The organism is Thalassospira sp. MCCC 1A02491, assembly GCF_001613785.1.
GTDB classification, from domain to species: domain Bacteria; phylum Pseudomonadota; class Alphaproteobacteria; order Rhodospirillales; family Thalassospiraceae; genus Thalassospira; species Thalassospira povalilytica.
The window spans coordinates 32,654-52,326 of sequence record NZ_LPVX01000023.1 but is presented as its reverse complement, the minus strand read 5'-3'; the positions used below and the strand labels follow the sequence as shown (position 1 = coordinate 52,326).

General features: G+C 54.3%; 20 protein-coding genes and 1 tRNA gene. 15 read left to right on the top strand and 6 right to left on the bottom strand.

Annotated elements, in window-relative coordinates; all coding sequences use genetic code 11:
• Positions 1 to 7 precede the first annotated feature (7 nt).
• Both mnmA and AUQ42_RS07815 read left to right on the top strand, forming a co-directional pair.
• Positions 8 to 1,153: a tRNA 2-thiouridine(34) synthase MnmA gene (mnmA, locus tag AUQ42_RS07820; RefSeq protein WP_068518521.1), complete on the top strand. Its 1,146-nt coding sequence runs from the start codon at positions 8 to 10 to the stop codon at positions 1,151 to 1,153.
• A gap of 166 nt (positions 1,154 to 1,319) precedes the next feature.
• Positions 1,320 to 1,396, top strand: a tRNA-Met gene (locus AUQ42_RS07815).
• Between the two features lie 350 nt (positions 1,397 to 1,746).
• Here the strand turns inward: AUQ42_RS07815 and AUQ42_RS07810 are convergent.
• The 5 genes from AUQ42_RS07810 to AUQ42_RS07790 form a co-directional block, all read right to left on the bottom strand.
• Positions 1,747 to 2,880 carry a YaaC family protein gene (locus tag AUQ42_RS07810; protein ID WP_082817784.1) on the bottom strand — a complete coding sequence of 378 codons (1,134 nt, stop codon included), beginning with the start codon at positions 2,878 to 2,880 and terminating at the stop codon, positions 1,747 to 1,749.
• Between the two features lie 297 nt (positions 2,881 to 3,177).
• Positions 3,178 to 3,681, bottom strand: a complete 504-nt coding sequence (locus AUQ42_RS07805; protein ID WP_068518519.1) for an SRPBCC domain-containing protein — start codon at positions 3,679 to 3,681, stop codon at positions 3,178 to 3,180.
• Positions 3,671 to 4,015 carry a helix-turn-helix transcriptional regulator gene (locus AUQ42_RS07800; protein ID WP_068518518.1) on the bottom strand — a complete coding sequence of 115 codons (345 nt, stop codon included), beginning with the start codon at positions 4,013 to 4,015 and terminating at the stop codon, positions 3,671 to 3,673. The genes AUQ42_RS07805 and AUQ42_RS07800 overlap by 11 nt, the downstream gene beginning before the upstream one ends.
• A gap of 52 nt (positions 4,016 to 4,067) precedes the next feature.
• Positions 4,068 to 5,201: a DMT family transporter gene (locus AUQ42_RS07795; RefSeq protein WP_231856708.1), complete on the bottom strand. Its 1,134-nt coding sequence runs from the start codon at positions 5,199 to 5,201 to the stop codon at positions 4,068 to 4,070.
• Positions 5,202 to 5,341: 140 nt separating this feature from the next.
• Positions 5,342 to 6,250, bottom strand: a complete 909-nt coding sequence (locus AUQ42_RS07790) for a DMT family transporter (RefSeq protein WP_068518726.1) — start codon at positions 6,248 to 6,250, stop codon at positions 5,342 to 5,344.
• Between the two features lie 278 nt (positions 6,251 to 6,528).
• On the opposite strand from AUQ42_RS07790, the gene AUQ42_RS07785 reads away from it, so the two are divergent.
• The 13 genes from AUQ42_RS07785 (at position 6,529) to AUQ42_RS07725 (ending at position 18,748) form a co-directional block, all read left to right on the top strand.
• A complete protein-coding gene (locus AUQ42_RS07785) occupies positions 6,529 to 7,473 on the top strand; it encodes a LysR family transcriptional regulator (protein ID WP_082817783.1) in 945 nt (314 codons plus the stop codon).
• Positions 7,474 to 7,617: 144 nt separating this feature from the next.
• Positions 7,618 to 8,655: a C4-dicarboxylate TRAP transporter substrate-binding protein gene (locus AUQ42_RS07780; RefSeq protein WP_068518516.1), complete on the top strand. Its 1,038-nt coding sequence runs from the start codon at positions 7,618 to 7,620 to the stop codon at positions 8,653 to 8,655.
• Between the two features lie 96 nt (positions 8,656 to 8,751).
• Entirely contained in the window at positions 8,752 to 9,270 is a 519-nt protein-coding gene (locus AUQ42_RS07775; RefSeq protein ID WP_068518515.1) for a TRAP transporter small permease subunit, read from the top strand.
• The gene (locus AUQ42_RS07770) at positions 9,267 to 10,577 is read left to right on the top strand and encodes a TRAP transporter large permease (RefSeq protein WP_068518514.1); all 1,311 of its coding nucleotides are present in this window, start codon (positions 9,267 to 9,269) and stop codon (positions 10,575 to 10,577) included. The genes AUQ42_RS07775 and AUQ42_RS07770 overlap by 4 nt, the downstream gene beginning before the upstream one ends.
• Before the next feature lie 10 nt (positions 10,578 to 10,587).
• Positions 10,588 to 11,253: a glutathione S-transferase N-terminal domain-containing protein gene (locus AUQ42_RS07765; RefSeq protein ID WP_068518513.1), complete on the top strand. Its 666-nt coding sequence runs from the start codon at positions 10,588 to 10,590 to the stop codon at positions 11,251 to 11,253.
• Positions 11,250 to 11,798: a carboxymuconolactone decarboxylase family protein gene (locus AUQ42_RS07760; RefSeq protein ID WP_068518512.1), complete on the top strand. Its 549-nt coding sequence runs from the start codon at positions 11,250 to 11,252 to the stop codon at positions 11,796 to 11,798. The genes AUQ42_RS07765 and AUQ42_RS07760 overlap by 4 nt, the downstream gene beginning before the upstream one ends.
• A 48-nt stretch (positions 11,799 to 11,846) precedes the next feature.
• Positions 11,847 to 12,719 (top strand): amidohydrolase, encoded by an 873-nt coding sequence (locus AUQ42_RS07755; RefSeq protein WP_068518725.1) that lies wholly within the window; start codon positions 11,847 to 11,849, stop codon positions 12,717 to 12,719.
• 10 nt (positions 12,720 to 12,729) lie between these two features.
• The gene (locus AUQ42_RS07750) at positions 12,730 to 13,530 is read left to right on the top strand and encodes an SDR family NAD(P)-dependent oxidoreductase (RefSeq protein WP_068518511.1); all 801 of its coding nucleotides are present in this window, start codon (positions 12,730 to 12,732) and stop codon (positions 13,528 to 13,530) included.
• Positions 13,531 to 13,732: 202 nt separating this feature from the next.
• Positions 13,733 to 14,662 carry a helix-turn-helix domain-containing protein gene (locus tag AUQ42_RS07745; protein WP_082817790.1) on the top strand — a complete coding sequence of 310 codons (930 nt, stop codon included), beginning with the start codon at positions 13,733 to 13,735 and terminating at the stop codon, positions 14,660 to 14,662.
• Between the two features lie 509 nt (positions 14,663 to 15,171).
• A complete protein-coding gene (locus tag AUQ42_RS07740; RefSeq protein WP_068518510.1) occupies positions 15,172 to 16,152 on the top strand; it encodes a C4-dicarboxylate TRAP transporter substrate-binding protein in 981 nt (326 codons plus the stop codon).
• Between the two features lie 92 nt (positions 16,153 to 16,244).
• The gene (locus AUQ42_RS07735; RefSeq protein ID WP_068518723.1) at positions 16,245 to 16,697 is read left to right on the top strand and encodes a TRAP transporter small permease; all 453 of its coding nucleotides are present in this window, start codon (positions 16,245 to 16,247) and stop codon (positions 16,695 to 16,697) included.
• The gene (locus AUQ42_RS07730) at positions 16,697 to 17,977 is read left to right on the top strand and encodes a TRAP transporter large permease (RefSeq protein ID WP_082817781.1); all 1,281 of its coding nucleotides are present in this window, start codon (positions 16,697 to 16,699) and stop codon (positions 17,975 to 17,977) included. The genes AUQ42_RS07735 and AUQ42_RS07730 overlap by 1 nt, the downstream gene beginning before the upstream one ends.
• Before the next feature lie 54 nt (positions 17,978 to 18,031).
• Positions 18,032 to 18,748: a GntR family transcriptional regulator gene (locus AUQ42_RS07725; RefSeq protein WP_068518721.1), complete on the top strand. Its 717-nt coding sequence runs from the start codon at positions 18,032 to 18,034 to the stop codon at positions 18,746 to 18,748.
• Between the two features lie 76 nt (positions 18,749 to 18,824).
• Here AUQ42_RS07725 and AUQ42_RS07720 read toward each other — a convergent pair whose 3' ends face one another.
• A complete protein-coding gene (locus AUQ42_RS07720) occupies positions 18,825 to 19,664 on the bottom strand; it encodes an SDR family oxidoreductase (RefSeq protein ID WP_068518509.1) in 840 nt (279 codons plus the stop codon).
• Between the last annotated feature and the right edge of the window lie 9 nt (positions 19,665 to 19,673).

The following is a 19,673-nucleotide window of genomic DNA, read 5'->3' as shown; positions in this document are numbered from 1 at the left end:
GGGAAAAATGAACTCTCTTGGCTTTGATAAGGCCCCTGAAGACACGCGCGTGGTTGTGGCCATGTCGGGTGGTGTGGACAGCTCCGCGGTTGCGGCCCTTCTGAAATCGGAAGGCTATGACGTGGTCGGCATCACGCTTCAGCTTTATGATATGGGTGCCAATGCACCGACCCGTGCGAAATCCTGCTGTGCCGGGCGCGATATTTACGATGCGCGCAAAGTGGCCGAGGATATCGACATTCCCTATTACGTGCTCGATTACGAATCACGCTTCCGCGAAGAAGTGATCGATGATTTTGCCGACAGCTATATGCGCGGCGAAACTCCGATCCCGTGCGTGAAATGCAATCAGACCGTCAAATTCCGTGATCTGCTTGAAACGTCCTATGATCTTGGCGCGGACTGCATGGCGACGGGCCATTATGTGCAGCGTAAACTCGGTGCCGATGGGCGCGCACAGCTTCACCGTGCGGCTGATCCGAACCGCGATCAAAGCTACTTCCTGTTTACCACCACCCAGGAACAGCTTGATTTCCTGCGCTTCCCGCTTGGCCATCTGATGAGCAAGGCCGAAACCCGTGCCCTTGCCGCCAAGTTCGGCCTTGAAGTTGCCGACAAGCCCGACAGCCAGGACATCTGCTTTGTCCCGGATGGCAAATATGCCCGTCTGGTCGAACGCCTCCGTCCCGAAGCCGGTGAGCCGGGCCAGATCGTTGACCTTGACGGCAATGTCATGGGCGATCACCGCGGCCTGATCCATTACACGGTCGGGCAGCGTCGTGGCCTTAATATCGGGGGCACGGCAGAACCGCTTTATGTCGTCAAGCTGGTCCCGGAAAAACGTCAGGTCGTGGTTGGCCCCAAGGCTGCCCTTGCCAAGAAAATGGTCTATGTCAAAGAGCTCAACTGGCTTGATGGCGACCAGATCGATGAAAACGGGGTCGAGGTCGAAGTCAAACTGCGCTCGGCCATGCAGCCGACCACGGCAACAGTCTTCCCCGAAGCCCGCGGCGAAGCCCGCATCGAACTTCATGATGCCCAGTTCGGTATTGCCCCAGGGCAGGCCGGTGTGTTCTATCAGGGCGAACGCGTCCTTGGTGGCGGCTGGATCACCCGCGAGGAGCTGATCGGCAATACCGCCACGGCGGCATAAGGCCATCTGATCAACGATTGTGGTGGGCGAGGGCACATGTTCCTCGCCCGCTGGTTTTGTGGAAATCTTTTTTGACAAAAACGTCAAAAAGGCGCTTGACGGGGACGGCTCCCTGACTTAAAAACCGCCTCGTTCCGAACGATACGGAACACCACAAAATACTTGTGGCGGAGTAGCTCAGCTGGTTAGAGCAGCGGAATCATAATCCGCGTGTCGGGGGTTCAAGTCCCTCCTCCGCTACCAATAACAGAAAAGCCCGATCCGATGGATCGGGCTTTTCTGTTATGTGGCTAACGCGGGGAGAGGACTTAATTAACCCCCGCGGGTTCGCGAGAAAGCGACGCAGGCAGCTTTCGAGAGACGTTGCGCAAACCGCGCAACGGTCCGCAGGGCGAAAGCCCAAGGATAAAAAGCAGCCCAAAGGCTGATTTTTACAATTTACTCAGATTCGTTTTATCTGCGAGGTGATTTCGGTTTCAGACAGTTCGATAAAGCTGTTCCTTTTTTAGTGTCACCAACACATAAGGGTTTACAGTTTCGCTTGTTGGACGAGGCTTAGAACGCAGAGGAAAAACATTTGCTAAAGGAAGCAGTTACCTCGGAGCGTAAATAAAATTTCTTCCGTCAATCAAGTTTCGAATGCTTCTCAGAAAAGTGGTGGGGGAGGACGAGACGAACCGTTCAATTATCCACCCATCTTTACTTGATAGTATATCCTCTAGGTACCTAGGGTTGTATCGAACTAATGAGCCGAGATAGAACATGATTGCATAAATAGCAATAGTCTCTCTCATTGGAATTTGAAAATTTTCTCTTAGTGGAGCTACTAAATAGTAAGGAAACTTGAAATCATAAGGGTTCATTTCAAACATATTTTCGAATGCTTTATATGCTGATTGATAAATCGGCCGTAATGCTATGCTTCCATCTTCATTTTGATCGAACGTTTCATTGGACTCAAAGAAGGTAACGTTCTTTGTATCTTCAGCCTTGAGGTCGAAGACCTCTCTTGCTGTTCTCTTGTCCATCTCTACTTCTTCGAAAAAACCGTTGAATTTATGTAAAGATTTAGAGCATTTCCGAATGACATCGAAGTTAACAACTGCGCTAATGACGTGAAATGGACCATTGTTAGTTTCAGAAGCGAGTCCAATCGAAAACGGTAGGACTCTTGTGATTCCATAGCCGCACAGTCCATATTCCAGTTGAACGTCTGTGCAGAACGCTAAAAGGTTTCTTAAATTCAATCTCGTTTTGTTTGGAATTCTATTTTTAGTAAGAAGTTCATAAAATAGTTGAAATGCTCCACCTCTAACTTCAATGCTTTGTTTGTTATTCTGGGTTGGATTCAACGGCAGTATGAGGCCATGATTCATCCGTCCTCTTATTCCATCAGGGTTTTGAACAGCAATATATGCTTTTGCGAGATTGTGGAATGCATAGTAGTAACTCAGAGAGCTAGCTCGATAATTCAGGCTTTCAGCTGATTCGTAGAAAGTCTTTGCTTGCCGAATGAAAGCTTGCAGATACTTCCACGTTGTTTTTAAATTTTTTGTGTGGCCATGCGCTCTCAAGAATTCGATGCCATTTTCTTCAATCTCTGAGATAAACTCCAAGCTTGAAAAGGCGTCTTCTCTTGTTGATACTGTAGATGAAAGAACGTGTTTCTCGAATTTTCGAAACATCGGGTTTGTTGAGTATCTTAATGCTCTTCTAGATTCACGCATTGAAGCCCTCTTGTAGTGAGTTCGTGACAATACTCAAGGTAACTAAGAAAAGTAATGATTACCAATACATAAATTTATAATTGTGTAATGGCTTTTATATGCGATCTAGGGTGTGCGCGAGCTGAAGGTTAGCTTAGTCGCGATGAGGCTCTGGAGGTATGCAACAATAATAAAGACGAAAATATTTGAACTCTCTTGTGGAGAAAGAGGACTGTCCACTTTTTGTTTAGATATTCTGTGCCAAGAAACAAAAAAGGACCGGGTATTTCCGGTCCTTTTTGCGTTTTGGGCGGCAGCTTAAACCGCTAATTTCAACAACAACTCATCCAGCCGTTCGAGTGTTGAGGTCAGGCCTTCTTCCATGCCCATATCAATCACAGTTTGCAGGTCTTCTGCCGAATTATAGCTCACCACTGTTTCGGTAAGCGTATGGCTGCCCTGATCGGTGAAGGTCATGGCGAGGTGGGAGCGCGGCAAATCCGGGTTCGCGGCGCCTGTTTCGTCGGTAAAGCTGTCATAGCCGGTATAGCCGTCAATCGGGGTGATTGTCTCGTAATCTGTGCGGCTCCAATAATGGGTGCCATTCGGGTCGATCATGGCAAAGTGCCAGTGACCGCCTTCGCGGAAGTCAAACGATTGGGTTTTTGTTGTCAGCGGCTTGGGAGCGTACCACTGATCAAGCAACTCGCTTTTGGTGTAGCAATCCCAGACCAGTTGGCGAGCGGCGGCAAATTCGCGACGGACGGTCAAAGTGCCTTTTTGCATGTCGGCGATAAAGTTAAAGCGCAAATCAGGTTTCATCGTTTCCTCCCTGTAGGGATGTCAGCAAAGTGTCGAGATTATCAAAGCGGCTTGCCCAAAGGGCGCGTTGTTCATCGAACCACTTTTCTGCTGCTTCGAGTTTGTCCGGGTTAAAGCTGCAAGTGCGCACGCGGCCCTGCTTGCTTGAGGTAATCAGTCCGGCTTGTTCCAGGACGTTAAGATGTTTCATGAAGGAGGGCAGGGCCATGTCATAGGGGGCTGCCAATTCCGTTACCGGCGCTGGTCCCTTGACCAGACGCTGGACCACGGCCCTGCGGGTTGGATCTGCCAGTGCGTGAAAGATGGTGTCGAGTGATGTGTTATACTTATCCATGCGGCTAAGTATATGTCGGATAAATAGTTAGATCAATGGCTAAGTTTTATCGTCAACTTCGATTGCCTGTTGCGGCAATCAACCGCCCATCAATCACCGCCAATCCAACCCCGATCACGCCCATGCCGATAATGTGCTGGGCCAGAAGCGTTTCACCAAGGAAACCGACACCGAGCAATATCGCGCTGACCGGGATCAGGAAGGTGACGAGCAGCAGGTTGGATGCCCCGGCGCGTTTGAGGATCGCGAAATAGAGGATATAGGCAAGCGATGTCGAAAGGGCGGCGATGCCGAAGACTGCCATCAGGGTTTCGGGGGAAGGCACCGGCAGGGTCCAGGGGCGGTCGATGATCGCAGAAAGCGGGATCAGCAGGATGCTTGAGGCGCTGGTCATGCCGGCTGCGGTCAGGATCGGGTTCATGCCGCCAAACCGTTTGCCAAAAACCCCGGTGCAGCCATAACAGAATGTCGCAAGCAGGATGGCAAAGGGGGCAAGCGGTGCTAGTGCCGAAGCCGGTTTGAAGGTGTTCTCGCCCTTGGCGGTAATGGTTTCACCACCCGGCAGGCCGATGATCACCACCACCCCGGCAAAGCCGATCAGAACCCCCAGCGCTTTGCGCAGATTGAGCTTTTCATTGTCGGTGGCGATATGGGCGATGACGATGGTGAAAAGCGGGGTGGTCGCATTGAGGATGGCGGCAAGGCCGCTTGCGATATGGGTCTGTCCCCAGACAATCAGCGAAAAGGGCACAAGATTGTTAAACGCCCCCATAATGACAATCGCGCCCCAGAATTTCGGATCGCGCGGGATCGGGATGTGACGGAGCAACACCACCCACCACAGGATCAGTGACGCAATCGTCACCCGGCACAGCACAAGCGTAAAGGGCGGAAGATCGACAAGCGCGATTTCGGTAAAGAAAAACGATCCGCCCCAAAGAACCGAAAGAATGAGCAACATCGCCCAGCTTGTTCCATCCATCCTGAGATCGGGCATGCGTTGTGGCTGTGTCGGCATGGAGCGGGTTTCCTGTTTGCGCAAATGTCCCTGACGGGTGGTCGTGGCCTTGGGCGAGGTGGCAGTGGCGGCAAGGCGGTTGCTGTCATCTTGCGGATAAACAGGTTTGCCTGATTGGTGATTTTCTTCAAGCGCAAAGCGTTTGGGCGTGATTTCGGTAGGGAGCATGATTTTGTCCGTTCTTTGCTGGTGCTTGCCGGGCTGGTGCTTGCCGGGGGACGCCCCGGTGACACGCAAAAAAAATAGGCGAGCAACAATCTTGCTGCTCGCCATTTTCGGACCTGAAGCCTGATGATTGGTATTGAGGGTTATTTGACCGGTGCGGTATTTCCCGGAAGGCGGATGAATTTCGGCAGCTTGGCAAAGATCGTGATATTGCCGAGCAATACCATGGCAAGGCCGGTCGCGCCAATCGGGGTCCAGACATAGCCTTCAAGGAAGGTCGAAACCGTCAGCGCCACCACCGGGAACAGAACAGTGACATAGGCCGCACGCCCCGCACCAACCCGGTTGACCAGCGCGAGATAGGCGATAAACGCTACCACCGATCCCGGAATGGCAAGATACAGCAACCCGCCGATATAGATCGGGTCGGTCGGCATCACCGGTGTCTGGCCGCGCAAGGTGGCAAAGATAAACAGCAACACCGTGCCGTAAATCATGCCGCGCGCAACCGCATCGCGATTGGGAATGCCCATGGAATGCAGCTTGACCGATACCATATTGCCGCAGCTGAACACAGCCGTCCCGCAAAGGGCCAGCAACATGCCGGTGATCGCATGGGGGTTATGCGACAAAGCGTAAATCTGATTGGCAAACAGGCAGGCAATCCCGCTAAGCCCGAAGGCCGCACCAAACACAAAGCGCACACCCGGACGATTGCCATAAAAGGCCCAGTTGCCCAGCGCATTGAAAATGGTCGAAGTGGTGAAAATCACCGCCACAATGCCCGATGCGATATAGGCAGTGGCCGAATACATCAGGATAAAGTTGATGCCAAAAAGCCCGCACCCCAAAAGCACGATCCACGGATGGGCGCGCCATGGCACCGGGCGCCATTTGCGCGACAGCACCAAAAAGCCGCACAGCACGGCCGCGGCAAGGGCAAAGCGATAGAAGATCGACATTTCAACCGGGATCGGACCGATCTGGAGCTTGATCGCATACCAGGTAAAGCCCCAGCAGAATGTAACAATGGCAAATAAAAGGGCAGTCATTTCGGGGCTTTCAAACAGCGTGGCGCCGTAACGGCACATAAGGGGAAGCGTGGTGACGCAAGAAGGGCTTGGTTGTGCAACGGCCATGTGGGGCATAACCGTCATGCCCGATTAAGCCATAAGCCGGGATTTTGTTCTTTCACGTTCTTGCGGTGTTTTGGGGGTGATTGACGAAAATCTCAGGGTTATCGGCTATTGCAATTTTGTGGGGGCTTGGCCTTGATTATGCCGTCCGGTTATAGGGGCCGGACCATCAGCAAGAAAAAGCATGATCATGAATGACCGGGAAGGGGAGCCGGATGAACGGGGAATGGCAACCGGAACTGCGGGCCTTGCGATACTTTGTCAGTGTCGCCGAAGAAAAAAGTTTCACCCGGGCGGCAAACCGCCTGCGCATCGCACAACCTGCACTGAGCCGTCAGATCAAGCGGCTTGAAGAAGACCTTAAGGTGCAGCTGTTTACCCGCACGGTACGCGGGGCGGACCTGACCGAGGCGGGCGAGATCCTGTTACGCCGTGCCTATCTGATGTTCAATCAGTTGCAGCAAACCCATCATGACATCACCATTCATTCAACCCATCTGGGCGGGGTGGTGTCGGTGGGGATGCCGCCGACACCGGGGGAATTTATCGCCCCGCGTCTGCTTGAACGCAGCAAGGCGCTGTATCCCGATATCGAATTGCGCTTTGTCGAAGGCTTCAGTGCCGATCTTGAACAGAAAATGGCCAACAACGAAATCGGGGTTGCGGTCATGCATGACCCGACCCCGCGCGATGATATCCAGATCACCGAACTTCTGGTCGAACATCTTTGTCTGGTCGGGCGGTCTGGCACGCTTTCAAAGCCGTCCTACAGCCTCAAAGAGGCCGCAAGCTATCCGCTGATTATGCCGAGTCGACCGAATTTCCTGCGCATTCTGGTCGACAGCTATGCCGAAAAGCATGACGTGTCACTTAATATCGAAACCCGATCGGACGGGATCGGCCATACCAAGTCGCTGGTGCGCTATGGCCACGGGTTCACGATCCTGACCTATGGGGCGATCATTTCCGATGTGCAAAGCGGGGTGCTCGAAGCCATGCCGATTGTTGATCCGGCAATCACATGGCGGCTTTGCGTGGCCATGCGCATGGATCAGGGACGCAAACGCACCTTGAGTGTTGTCGAACAGATGATCCACGAGATCGTTGATGATCTGGTTGCGGCCGGTATCTGGAAATAGCCATGCCACAAAGGTATGGGAAGCATAATTACATAGTATTTGAATTATAGGTCGCGGCGCGACTAATCAATGAGGACCGGCAGATGGGCATCTGTCGCAAACAAGAAGATTGGTAACCAGGCCCACGCGGCCCAGGGAGGAATGATGAAACGTTTTGGTAAAGGCGGGATGATTGCATCCGCTGCAATGGCGATGGTTGCGCTTGGGGTTGCGACCACTTCTTTTGCAAATAATGCATCGGCAGAAACCTATAAATGGCTGACCTTCAAGCCGCAGGGTGCCGGCGACGCACAGGCGATTTCGACCCAGTGGTTCGTTGACGAATTCAAAAAACGCACCAATGGCGAACATGAAATCGAAGTTTTCTGGGGCGGTTCGGTTGCCAAGACCCGCGAAATTCCCGATGCGCTCAGTGCCGGCGTTGGTGAATTCGGCGATATTGTCACACCGTATTTTGCCGATAAATTCCCGCTCAATAACGCCGTTGGTTTCTTCATTCCGCAGCCGAATTCGACGATCGAAATCGCGCATCTGATGGAAAAATGGCACGCCAAATATCCGCAATTCAGCCAGGAACTGGCCAATTACAACCTTAAGGCCGTCGGTTTCCGTCCGCTTGAAAGCTATGGCCTGCTGTGCACGTCACCGATCCGTTCGCTGGCCGATCTCAAGGGCAAGCGTATCCGTACCTATGGCTTTGCCTATCCGGCACTGGTCGAGGCACTTGGCGCAACCCCGGTTTCGATTGCAACGTCGGAAGCTTACGAAGCACTTGAAACCAGCATCCTCGATTGCACGCCGATTGGTCCGGCGCTGGCCTATGGCTGGAAATATGACGAGGTTGCCAAATACTATATCGAAATTCCGCTTGGCGCGTCGTTCGGTCACCTGATCGCGATGAACCTTGATACCTACAACGCCATGGATGATGCCACCCGTGCGGTGGTCGACAAGCTCGGTCAGGAATATGCTGACGCCTATAATGACGAGCTGGAAAAAACCATCAAGGACGTCCGTGCCGGCTGGCCGGCCAAGGGGGTTGAAGTCATTCAGTTCCCGAAAGAAGAACTGGTCTCCGTGATCAAGGACGAACGCATCCAGGCTGTCCGTCAGGAATGGATCGCGCGCGCCGAAGCCGCGGGCCTTCCGGCCCAGGAAATTGTTTCGGAACTCGAATTCTAAGAGTTGCCGACATTCACCGCCCCGGGAATGCCCGTTTCCCGGGGCGGGTTTGGCACCATGAAATATGGTGACGCGGATTAAGTGGAGTTTCCATCAATGTCGTTGTTCGAACGGATCTGCCAGTCCTATGGCCGGTTCCTGCGCGGCTGCGGATTTGTCGCAGGCTACACAACCTTTGCCATGATGATGCTGGTTGTGGCCAATGCAGTGTCGCGCTTCTTATTCAATTCCCCGGTGCAGGGCGCCCTTGAAATCACCGAAACCATGTTGACGGTTCTGGTGTTCCTGTCGCTTGCACTGACCCAGTATGAAGGTGGCCATATCAAGGTCACGGTCGTTCTTCAGCACATGCCGGTCTTTATGCAGAAACCGTTGCGTTTGTTCGTTCTCGCACTGGGCTGCGTGTTCTTTGCCTGGTGTGCACAGGCGGGCTGGGAATTTGCGATGCGGTCCTTTGCGATCAATGAACAGCAATGGGGATCGGTTCGCTATCCGCTTTATCCGGTCAAATTTGTGATTTTCTTCGGACTGACGATGCTTGCCATTCAGTTTGCACTCGATTTCATGCGTGAACTGATCGGGTCTGCGCCAAACAAGGAGGCCGTGGGCCAATGACGGGGCTTGAAATCGGATCTTTGGGCATTGTGGCCCTGTTTGCTGCCATCCTGTTTGGCGCGAATGTGATGGTTGCGCTTGGTGTTGTCGGCGCGGCCGGTCTTGCGGCCCTGGTCGGGACCAAGGGGGCGACCGCCATGCTGTCGACGGTGTTTTTTGACACCACGCACAGCTTCCATTTCAGTGTTATTCCGCTGTTTTTGCTGATGGGCTTTTTTGCGATGCGCGCGGGCCTTGGCGAAGACATGTTCGAAGCCGCCACCAAGTGGCTTGGTAATTTAAAGGGCGGACTTGCGATTTCGACCACGATGGGGGCGGCGGCATTCGGTGCGGCGTCCGGATCAAGTGTCGGGACTGCCACGGTCTTTACCAAGCTTGCCCTGCCGGAAATGCTCGCACGTGGCTATGACAAACGTCTGGCATCGGCATCGATTGCGATTGCCGGGACGCTGGCCGTGATGATCCCGCCCAGTGCGCTTGTGGTGGTCTATGGCATCCTGACGGATTCAAGCATCGGCGGTTTGCTGGTTGCCGGTGTCATTCCCGGCGGTGTATTTGCGGTTCTTCTGTGTATTGCGACCTATTTGACCGTGATGCGCAATCCTGATCTGGCGCCGGTTACCGCCACCAATGTTCCGATGAAGGAAAAGCTTTATTCCCTTCGACTGGCCGGGCCGCTGCTGTTTGTCATCATCTGCATCATTTCCGGGCTTTATCTTGGGGTTTTCACCCCGACCGAGGCCGGTGGCATTGGTGCGGGACTGACCTTTGTTCTGGCAATCATGCGTCAGCGCAGTATCCGCAAACTGGAACTGAGCAAAACCTTGATGGATACCATCAAGACGTCGGGCATGATTTTCGCGATTATCATCTGTGCGCTGGTCTTTTCGAAATTCCTGGCACTGAGCGGTGTGGCCAATGCGATTGGCGGTTTCCTGATCGGGCTTGAGGTCAATCGCTGGATCGTCGTTCTGATCATTGTCGGCATCTATTTGCTGCTTGGCATGATGATGGATGCCCCGGCATTGCTGGCCATCACGCTTCCGATCACCCATCCGGTGATGATGAATCTTGGATTTGATCCGATCTGGTTCGGGGTGTTTGTGGTGTTGCTGGTGGAAATCGGTGCGGTCACACCACCGGTCGGGATCAACTGCTTTGTCGTGCAGGCGGCCTCTGACGGGCGTGTGCGTCTCGAAGATGTGTTCCGCGGATTGTTGCCCTATATCGCGGCCGGTTTTGTGATGTTGCTGTTGCTGTGCCTGTTCCCGCAAATGGCGCTGTTCCTGCCAGAATCGATGAATTGAGGATCGCAGGATGAATTCAGCACAAAACCTTTTCCCGTTTGACGGCAAACTGCCCGGACCGAAACTGTTGCGATCAACCCTGACATCCCCGTTCGGGCGCAAGGTCCGCATTGCAATGGATGTTCTGGGATTGTCCGGACGGATTGATGTTCAGCCCGCCGACACCCGCGATCAAAGCGACACCCTGCGTCAGCAGAACCCGCTGGGCAAAATTCCGTGTCTGATCCTTGAAGATGGCAGCATTCTTTATGACAGCCGGGTGATCATTGAATTTCTTGATCGCTGGTCGGGACAAAACAGACTGATCCCCGAGGCAGTGGATGAACGGGCCCGTATCTTGACCCGTGCGACCCTTGCCGACGGGATCGCCGATGCTGCCTTGTTGATGGTCTATGAAGGACGTTTTCGTGATCCGTCACAGATTTCGGAAATCTGGCTTGATCATCAGCGCGGTAAAATCAGCCGGGCGCTCGATGCGATGCAAACCGCTTTGCCCGATCCGCGCAAAACCGATGTGGTGTCGATCAGTCTGGCCTGTGCGCTGGGATATCTTGATTGGCGCCAGCCGGTTGAGTGGCGGCAAACCTATCCGGTGATTGTTGACTGGCTTGACGAATTTGCGGCTGCCGAGGCGGCCTTTGGACGAACCGAACGCCCCGCGGAGATCCCGGCATGACCCGTATTGCACCCTTGCAACCCGAAAACCTGACCCCGCGCCAGAAAGAAGTGTATGACGCCATTGCATCCGGTCCGCGTGGCCGGGTGCGCGGACCGCTTGCCGTGTGGCTCAATCGTCCGGATCTTGCTGATCGGGCACAGGCACTTGGCCGGTATTGCCGCTATGATTCCTTGCTTGAACCACGGCTGTCGGAACTTGCCATTCTGGCGACTGCGCGTGTCTGGAAATCCGAATTCGAATGGGCCGCGCACAAGGTCATCGCCCTTAAGGCCGGGATCAGCCCCGACATTGTCGAGGCGATCCGCACCAACCGGCAGCCGGTCTTTGAAAACGAAGACGAAGCGGTGGTCTATGACTATGCGATTACCCTTCATACCGAACGCCATATTGGCGACGAGCTTTATGCCCGCGCGGTCAAGGTCCTTGGCCAGGAGGCGGTTGTCGATCTGACCGGTATCCTTGGCTATTACACGCTGATTTCCATGACGATCAATGTGTTTGAACTGCCGCCGCCCGACGGGGCTGTACCCGAACTGGAATAGGGTTTCGGGACCACACTGTTTTTGACATCAATACCAACGAGGATGGCCATGAATACTGCGCCCATCACCTATAAACCTGCGCCAACGCAGCCGAAATTCACCATGCCCAAAGGCGCTTGTGACACCCATTGTCATGTTTTCGGTCCTGCTGCTGTATTTCCCTATTCACCGCAAAGCAAACTTCAGCCGGGCGATGCGCCAAAGGAAACGCTGTTTGCCCTGCATGACATGATCGGCATTGAAAAATGCGTGATTGTGCAGTCGGGTGTGCACGGGTTTGACAACCGCGCCATGCTTGATGCCATGAACGCCCGCAAGGGTGATTACCTTGGTGTTGCGCTGTTGCCGGTAACGGTCGAAGACGACGAAATTCGCCGTCTGGATGATCTTGGTGTTCGCGGCATCCGGTTTAACTATATGGCCCATCTTGTGCCCGGGGCATCGATTGACGAGCTTTTGCGTCTGGCCGACCGTCTGGCCAGATTTGACTGGCATCTACAAATCCATATGGAAAGCAGCCTGATCGAAGGCATGGCAGATGGTCTTGCCAAATCAAGCGTGCCGGTGGTGATTGACCATATGGGCCGCGTGGATGCGTCTCTTGGTCTGGATCAGGCACCGTTCAATGCATTATTGCGCCTGATGGAAAACGATCATCTTCTGGTCAAGGTGTCGGGCTGTGAACGCGCGTCGCGTCAGGACGCGCCATATGGCGATGCGGTTCCGTTTGCACGTACCTTGGTCGAACGGTTCCCGGACCGCGTTCTGTGGGGCACAGACTGGCCACATCCGAATTTCCGGGCCGATGCGCCTGATGATGGCGTTCTGGTCGATCTGATCCCGGAAATCGCCCCGACTGCCGAATTGCAACAGGCTCTTCTGGTCGATAACCCGCATCGTTTTTACCGTTTTGACAAATAAGGGGGCCGGTATGACAAGACGCCTTGAAGGACGTATTGCAATTGTAACCGGTGCCGGATGTGTCGGGCCGGGCTGGGGCAACGGGCGGGCAACGGCGGTCCGTTTCGCCGAAGAAGGGGCAAAGATCTTTGCAGTTGATCTGAACCCGGACGCGCTTGAAGAAACCATCGAACGGACCCGCAATGTCGGCGGTGAAATCGTCGGTCATATCTGTGACATCACCGATGGTGATGCGGTTGCCGCGATGGTTCGCGCCTGTGTCGATCATTTCGGGCGGGTGGATATTCTGGTCAATAATGTCGGCGGTTCGGCCAAGGGCGGACCAGCTGACATGACCGAAGATGTCTGGGACAAGCAGGTCGATTTCAATCTGAAAAGTGTCTATCTGACTTGCCGCAATGTGCTGCCGATCATGGAAAAACAGCAAAGCGGGGCGATTGTGAATACGTCCTCGACCTCTGGTATGCGCTGGACCGGGGCGGCACAATCGGCCTATGCGGCAACCAAGGCCGCCGTCATCCAGTTTTCCAAGGTGGTCGCGGTGGAATATGCCGCCAAGGGTGTTCGGGTAAATACCGTTGTACCCGGGCAATTGCACACCCCGATGGTCGAAGCCCGCCTTGCCGGGCAACGGGCTGGCGGCGATGTCGATGCGTTGCTGGCGCAACGTCTTGCGCGCATTCCGCTTGGGTTCATGGGCGATGGTCGCGACACCGCCAATGCGGCGCTGTTTCTTGCATCGGACGAGGCCCGCTTTATCACCGGGACCGAAATCGTTGTTGATGGCGGCATGACGGCGCGCTGTGACTGATCAAATGAACTTGTAAATTTCTACCGGACAACAAACTTCCTTCTGCGTCATGCAGTGTGCGGCGATGGGCCTTGGCTCATCGCCATTCTTTTTTGCGGCTTTTATATATTCTTGCGCAATTCAGGGCAGGGATGCGTGGAACGGGCTTTGCAACCGGCATGGCCGGTGCGATGATCACATTCTGGAATTTCAGGATGCCTTGATGTCAGAGCCGCTTGCCACAGAATGTGCCGGTTCGGGTTTTCAGCCCAACGGCCGCTATCAGAAGTTTGAAGTCTTCAATCAGTTGATCGGGGATGCCAATCTGCTGCGCGCCGGGGATTTCGGTGACGGCATTTCGGCGGCCCATTGGCGGCGCAAGGCCCATGTCACCACCAGATATACCGACCCGGATCATCACACGATCAGCCTGTATATCAATGGCGGAACAGGCATCCAGCGCCAACTTGGTCCCGATCCGGTAACCGGTGGCGGGCCGGGGCGCTGTTGCCTGATGCCGGCTTTCATGACGTCGGACTGGCTGGTTCAGGGCGAGGTGGAGCTGTTCCACCTTTATATCCCCCATGCCGCCTGGGAACGGGCGGTGGTCGAGGCCTTCGATATCGAACCCAATGCGGTCGAGGTGCCCGAGAAAACCTTTTTCCTTGATCCTCTGATCGAACAGACCGTGCGTCAGGCCATGCTGCCGCTTGACTGGAATGTGCCGGCCGATCGGATGGCCATGTCCAATGCCGGACAATTGTTGATGGGGCATATGCTGCGCAGTTATTCGACGCGGCGCGATCTTGGCTTTGCGGTGCGCGGCGGATTGTCCCCGGTTGTCAAACGGCGGGTTTTCGACTTTGTCGAAGCCCATCTTGACCAGCCACTGACCATCGAAGATCTGGCAGATGTTGCCGATTTGTCGGCCTATCACTTTGCGCGGATGTTCCGCAAAACCGTGGGCGAGGCACCCCACAAATTTGTTTTGCGCCAGCGTATCGAACGCGCCATGGAAATGTTGCGCGATGACCGGGCATCGGTTGCCGAAATTGCACTGGCCACCGGGTTTTCAAGCCAGGCACATCTGACCACACGGTTCAGCCACTTTACCGGTCTGACCCCGGCGAAATACCGCAATATTGCCCGCTGACGGCGGGCATAAAGGTCTGCGTATCAAATATCTTCTGCCTGTCGGCTTTTGATCCAAAATCACTGTGTTGCATGACCAGAAACCGGCGGGGTGTTCCCGGATTCTCGGATCGGTGCGACCTGTCTGGGTTGCCTGGGTGTTCGGTCGTTCGGTTGTTTGGTCGTTTGGTTGGTTGTTGGGCTGTTTCGCACGGCGTGCGCCAGCCTGCTCGAAACGCACATAAAGCGGACGGCAATTTGACCATCAGCACGCACCTTTTCACCGCGCCACATATCCCGAAATAACACCGGTTTTCGGACCGAACGGCAGTGCATCCTGACCGCTATTTGCGTGTTGGTTGATTACAAGCGCGCCGATCACAAAACACATAATCAACTTAAATAATTGAAATTAAACGATTTTTACAAGTTGAGAAATCCGTTGACAAGATCGCTGAATCGTAATTAGGATTTCACAACAACTAAAATATCAATTTAGGCAAAATGCCAATCCAACGGGAGGACATCCAAATGAAAGTGACTGTGAAAACACTCGGACTTTGTGCCGTGCTGGCCGGTGCGGTGGCGCTGGCGGTGCCGGCAACTGCGGCAACCACGCTTCGGATCGGAACGGTTTTGTCGCCGAATGATCCGATGGGCCAGGGACTTGAAAAATTCAAGACCGATGTGGAAAAGGCGACCAATGGTGATGTGATCATCGAGGTGTTCCACAATTCGCAGCTTGGCGATACCACCGAAATGATCGATCAGGCCCGCGCGGGTGCGGCGGTCGGCACCGTGACGGATGTGGCCCGTCTTTCCAGTTTTGTACCGTCACTTGCCATCATGTCGGCACCGTTCCTGTTTGATACCTATGAACAGGCCGACAAATTTGCCCTGTCGCCGGAATACATTGCCTGGGGTGACGAGTTGCGCGAAAAATCCGGTCTCGTGATGATTGCATCGAACTGGTATCAGGGCGCACGCCATGCCCTGACGCAAAAGCCGATTTCAAGCCCGGCCGATCTTTCCGGTGTGCGTATGCGGACCATCGGTGCGCCGGTCTGGATCGAAACCATTCGTGCCATGGGGGCAGAACCGACCCCGATTGCATGGGGCGAAGTTTACACCGCCTTGCAGCTTGGCTCGATTGATGCTGCCGAAGCCCAACCGACCGCCATCTGGAATGCCAAGCTTTATGAAGTGATCAAGAACGTCACCAAGACCGGTCACATTCAGCTGGTTACCGCCCTTGTTGTCGGGGCACAGGCGTGGGATGAAATTTCCCCGGAAAACCAGAAAATCGTGCGCGATCTTGCCGTCGAAGATGGCCGTTACGCATCCCAGTTGACCATCGAACTGGGTGAAAAGGCACTGGCCGATGTTGCTGCAAGCGGTGTGACCGTCAGCGACGTCGATCTGGCCCCGTTCAAGGAAGCTGTCGCACCGGTTTACAAGATGCTTGATCTCGAAGCAGAAGCCGCGACCGTCAAAAAGGTTCTGGGCCGCTAAGTCACACGGCCTGACCAATCTGCCTTGCCTAGGTGCGTTGCCTTGCGGTTTTCGGGGCAACGCACACCAAACATCAGGATGGAATTGAATACATGCTCAAGCGAATTGAGTTTGCCTGTGCCGGGGGGCTTCTTGTTGCTGTTGTTGTCCTTGTGGCCATTGCGTCGATTGCGCGCGCCATGGGATCGCCGATCATCTGGTCGGTGGAAATAGCGCAATTGATCTTTGCCTGGCTTTGCATGCTGGCAGCCGATATCGCCATGCAGGAAGACCGCCATTTCGGCCTTCAGGTTTTGCAGGAAATCTTTTCGGCGCGCACAGTTGGCCTGATCGAGATTTTCAACATTCTCGTGGTCATCGGTTTCCTTGGATTTCTGCTCTATTACGCGTGGGGCAATATGATCCTGATGCATCCGCGCCTTGTTGGTGCGGCCCAGATTAATGCCTCCTACATCCATGCGTCGATGGTGGTCGGTATCCTTCTTATGATGCGAACCATGGTGTTCCAGCTTGTTCGGCGCATTCGGACACGGGGGACCATGTGATGTTGATATTGATTGCTGTTCTTTTTGCGGTTTTCCTGATTATCGGTATGCCGGTGGCGTTTGCGCTGGGCCTGGCATCCATTCCGGTCTTTGTCGTCAGTGGCGCCATGCCGCCAACCGTGGTCATTCAGAAAATGGTGACCGCGACCCAAAGTTTCCCGTTGCTGGCTGTTCCGTTCTTTATTCTGGCCGGCAACCTGATGAATGTGACGGGTATTACCTATCGCCTGGTGAAATTTGCCCGGCTTCTGACCGGCTGGATGGCCGGTGGTCTCGCACAGGTTTCAATTGTGCTCAGCTTCATGATGGGCGGCATTTCCGGGTCCGCAGTTGCCGATGCCTCGATGGAAGCGCGCCTTCTTGGTCCGAGCATGATCAAACAGGGCTATTCCAAGGCCGCTACGGCAGCCGTTCTGGCATTCGGGTCGGTCATTACCGCAACCATCCCGCCCAGCATCGGGTTGATCCTGTTTGGTTTTGTCAATGAAGTATCAATCGGGCGCCTGTTCCTTGCCGGGATTGTGCCGGGTATTTGCCTGACCCTTGTTCTGATGGCGACATCGTGGTTTGTGGCGCGCAAAAACGGCTATCAGCCGGATCTTCCGGAAATGCCGGGCCGTCGCGAATTGTTGAAAAGTTTCTCGGAAAGCATCTGGGCATTGGCCTTTCCGGTGATCCTGATTGTCGGGTTCCGCTTTGGCCTGTTTACCGCGACCGAGGCGGGGGCGTTTCTTGTTTTCTATGCGCTGGCGGTCGGGATATTTGCCTATCGCGAACTTGATTTCACCAAGTTCAAAGAGGCCGTGACAAGTTCGGTTTCCGATCTTGGCATGGTGATGTTGCTGATCATTATGGCGGCGGTTCTGGGCTATGCGATGACCATTGAACGTGCCCCGCAACAGATTACCGAATTCGTCACGACCCTGACCGAAAACCGGGCGATGATCCTTGTGCTTGTTGTGGCGGTTCTGGTGATCAGCGGTATGTTCCTTGAAGGGGCGGCCAATATCCTGCTGGTGACGCCGATTGTCATGCCGGTTCTGGTCAATGCCGGGTACGATCCGGTTCACATGGGCATCCTGATTGTCACCCTGATCAATTTCGGCGGTCTGACACCACCGGTCGGGGTCATCATGTTTACGGTCTGCGGCATTCTTGACGTCAAAACCGGGGCTTATAGCCGGGCATCAATCCCGTTCTTTATTGCCATGGTGATCTTTTTCATCCTGATGGCAGCGATCCCGAGTTTGACGTTGTTGTTGCCCAATGCATTAATGTAATCAGTGATCTCAAGGATTTAGGCATTCAAAGAATTGCCAGGGAGATAGATGAAAATGAACACATCTACGAACGGACTGATTGGGATCCATGATGGCGGGATCAAGGGTAATGCCCATGTCCCGGCCTCGGCACTGGTGTATGAAGATATCCGCAACCGGATCATTTCACTGGCGCTGTTGCCCGAAACGACACTGGTACGTGCCGAACTGGCCGACAGTTTCAAGGTCAGCCAGTCACCGGTACGCGAAGCGATCATGCGTCTTGAGCAGGACGGGCTGGTCGTGTCCTATCCGCAGTCGCGCACCGTGGTCACCAAAATTGACGAGGCCCGCATCCGCGAAGAACATTTTTTGCGGGTTGCCGCCGAATGCGAAGTGGTGCGCCAGCTTGCCGATATCAAGGAATCAGCCGCGGTCACCAAGGCCAAGGGCATTCTTAAAATGCAGGAAGCCCTGGTTGGTGACATCGAACAGATTGATCTGTTCAAGCAGCTTGATGACAGCTTCCATGCCGCTTTGTTTAACGGAGTGAACCAGTCCAACCTGCATCTGCAAATCACGGCGCGCAGCGGTCATCTGGCGCGGGTGCGGACCCTTGATCTGCCGCGTGCGGGCAAAATGGTGTCTGTTCTTGAAGGCCACAAGGCCGTCATCGACGCCATCCAGTCAGGCGATGCCGCCACGGCTGTTGCCGAAATGCGCCAGCATCTGTCTGGCACGATGGAACGTTTGCCACTGATCATCGAAGAAAACAGATCGCTGTTTTCCTGATACCGCGTTTTCCGAACCCCGATGGTGGGGTGTTGCTGAACTGGTGCGTAGCAGAAGACCGCTACGCACCATTTTTTTATGCACGTTTGGCAAGTTTCCAGATCCCGGTCTGCGCAGTCTGTCGGGCATAATCGGCAAGCGATGTCGGCATGCGGCCAAGGATATGTTCGATATCCCCGGTTGGCGCGCTGTTGCGTCCGTCAAGAACTTCGGAAAACAAATAGGAAATCAGGCTGCGGAAGTCCTGCGGAACGCCGTCGCTTGCCAGTCCGGCATCAAGCTGGTCAATCGTGAGCGGGACGAAATCGATCTTGCGGTTGGCACTGTTGCCAATGATCGAAGTGACGTCTTCAAAGGTCAGGGCTTCGGGACCGGACAGTTCATATGTCTTGCCGATATGTTGCGGATCAAGCAGGCAGGTTACCGCACAATCGGCAATGTCATTGGCATCAACAAACGGTTCGGGAATATCACCCGCAGGCAGGGCAAGGGTGCCGGCCTGGATATAGGGCAGGAAAAGATCTTCGCTGAAATTCTGAAAGAACCAGTTGGCGCGCAGAATGGAGGCCTCTGCACCGGATTGAAGCAGTACCTGTTCAGCACGGTGGGCGGCTTCTTCGCCGCGTCCTGACAGCATCACAAGACGTTTTGCACCATGCTTGAGTGCGGCTTGCGCAAAACGGGCAATGGTTTCGGCCGATCCCGGAACCGCCAGATCAGGCTGGAATGTGATGTAAACGGCATGAACATCGCGCAAGGCGTCGTCCCAGCTTTCCGGTTTGGTCCAGTCAAATGCAGGGGACGTGCTGCGTGATACAGCGCGAACGGAATGTCCAAGGGCGGTCAGATTTTCCGCAACACGGCGGCCGGTTTTGGCGGTTGCGCCAAGAACCAGAAAACGGGGTTGTGTGGTCATATTGCTTGC

Excerpts from the sequence above, each read along its gene's own strand:
- AUQ42_RS07805 (WP_068518519.1), bottom strand. The coding sequence starts at position 3,681 with ATGAAACCTGATTTGCGCTTTAACTTTATCGCCGACATGCAAAAAGGC.
- AUQ42_RS07785 (WP_082817783.1), top strand. The coding sequence starts at position 6,529 with ATGACCGGGAAGGGGAGCCGGATGAACGGGGAATGGCAACCGGAACTG.
- AUQ42_RS07795 (WP_231856708.1), bottom strand. The coding sequence starts at position 5,201 with ATGCTCCCTACCGAAATCACGCCCAAACGCTTTGCGCTTGAAGAAAAT.
- AUQ42_RS07720 (WP_068518509.1), bottom strand. The coding sequence starts at position 19,664 with ATGACCACACAACCCCGTTTTCTGGTTCTTGGCGCAACCGCCAAAACC.
- AUQ42_RS07725 (WP_068518721.1), top strand. The coding sequence starts at position 18,032 with ATGAACACATCTACGAACGGACTGATTGGGATCCATGATGGCGGGATC.
- AUQ42_RS07735 (WP_068518723.1), top strand. The coding sequence starts at position 16,245 with ATGCTCAAGCGAATTGAGTTTGCCTGTGCCGGGGGGCTTCTTGTTGCT.
- AUQ42_RS07730 (WP_082817781.1), top strand. The coding sequence starts at position 16,697 with ATGTTGATATTGATTGCTGTTCTTTTTGCGGTTTTCCTGATTATCGGT.
- AUQ42_RS07740 (WP_068518510.1), top strand. The coding sequence starts at position 15,172 with ATGAAAGTGACTGTGAAAACACTCGGACTTTGTGCCGTGCTGGCCGGT.
- AUQ42_RS07765 (WP_068518513.1), top strand. The coding sequence starts at position 10,588 with ATGAATTCAGCACAAAACCTTTTCCCGTTTGACGGCAAACTGCCCGGA.
- AUQ42_RS07745 (WP_082817790.1), top strand. The coding sequence starts at position 13,733 with ATGTCAGAGCCGCTTGCCACAGAATGTGCCGGTTCGGGTTTTCAGCCC.
- AUQ42_RS07810 (WP_082817784.1), bottom strand. The coding sequence starts at position 2,880 with ATGCGTGAATCTAGAAGAGCATTAAGATACTCAACAAACCCGATGTTT.
- AUQ42_RS07755 (WP_068518725.1), top strand. The coding sequence starts at position 11,847 with ATGAATACTGCGCCCATCACCTATAAACCTGCGCCAACGCAGCCGAAA.
- AUQ42_RS07800 (WP_068518518.1), bottom strand. The coding sequence starts at position 4,015 with ATGGATAAGTATAACACATCACTCGACACCATCTTTCACGCACTGGCA.
- AUQ42_RS07780 (WP_068518516.1), top strand. The coding sequence starts at position 7,618 with ATGAAACGTTTTGGTAAAGGCGGGATGATTGCATCCGCTGCAATGGCG.
- AUQ42_RS07770 (WP_068518514.1), top strand. The coding sequence starts at position 9,267 with ATGACGGGGCTTGAAATCGGATCTTTGGGCATTGTGGCCCTGTTTGCT.
- AUQ42_RS07750 (WP_068518511.1), top strand. The coding sequence starts at position 12,730 with ATGACAAGACGCCTTGAAGGACGTATTGCAATTGTAACCGGTGCCGGA.
- mnmA (WP_068518521.1), top strand. The coding sequence starts at position 8 with ATGAACTCTCTTGGCTTTGATAAGGCCCCTGAAGACACGCGCGTGGTT.
- AUQ42_RS07760 (WP_068518512.1), top strand. The coding sequence starts at position 11,250 with ATGACCCGTATTGCACCCTTGCAACCCGAAAACCTGACCCCGCGCCAG.
- AUQ42_RS07790 (WP_068518726.1), bottom strand. The coding sequence starts at position 6,250 with ATGACTGCCCTTTTATTTGCCATTGTTACATTCTGCTGGGGCTTTACC.
- AUQ42_RS07775 (WP_068518515.1), top strand. The coding sequence starts at position 8,752 with ATGTCGTTGTTCGAACGGATCTGCCAGTCCTATGGCCGGTTCCTGCGC.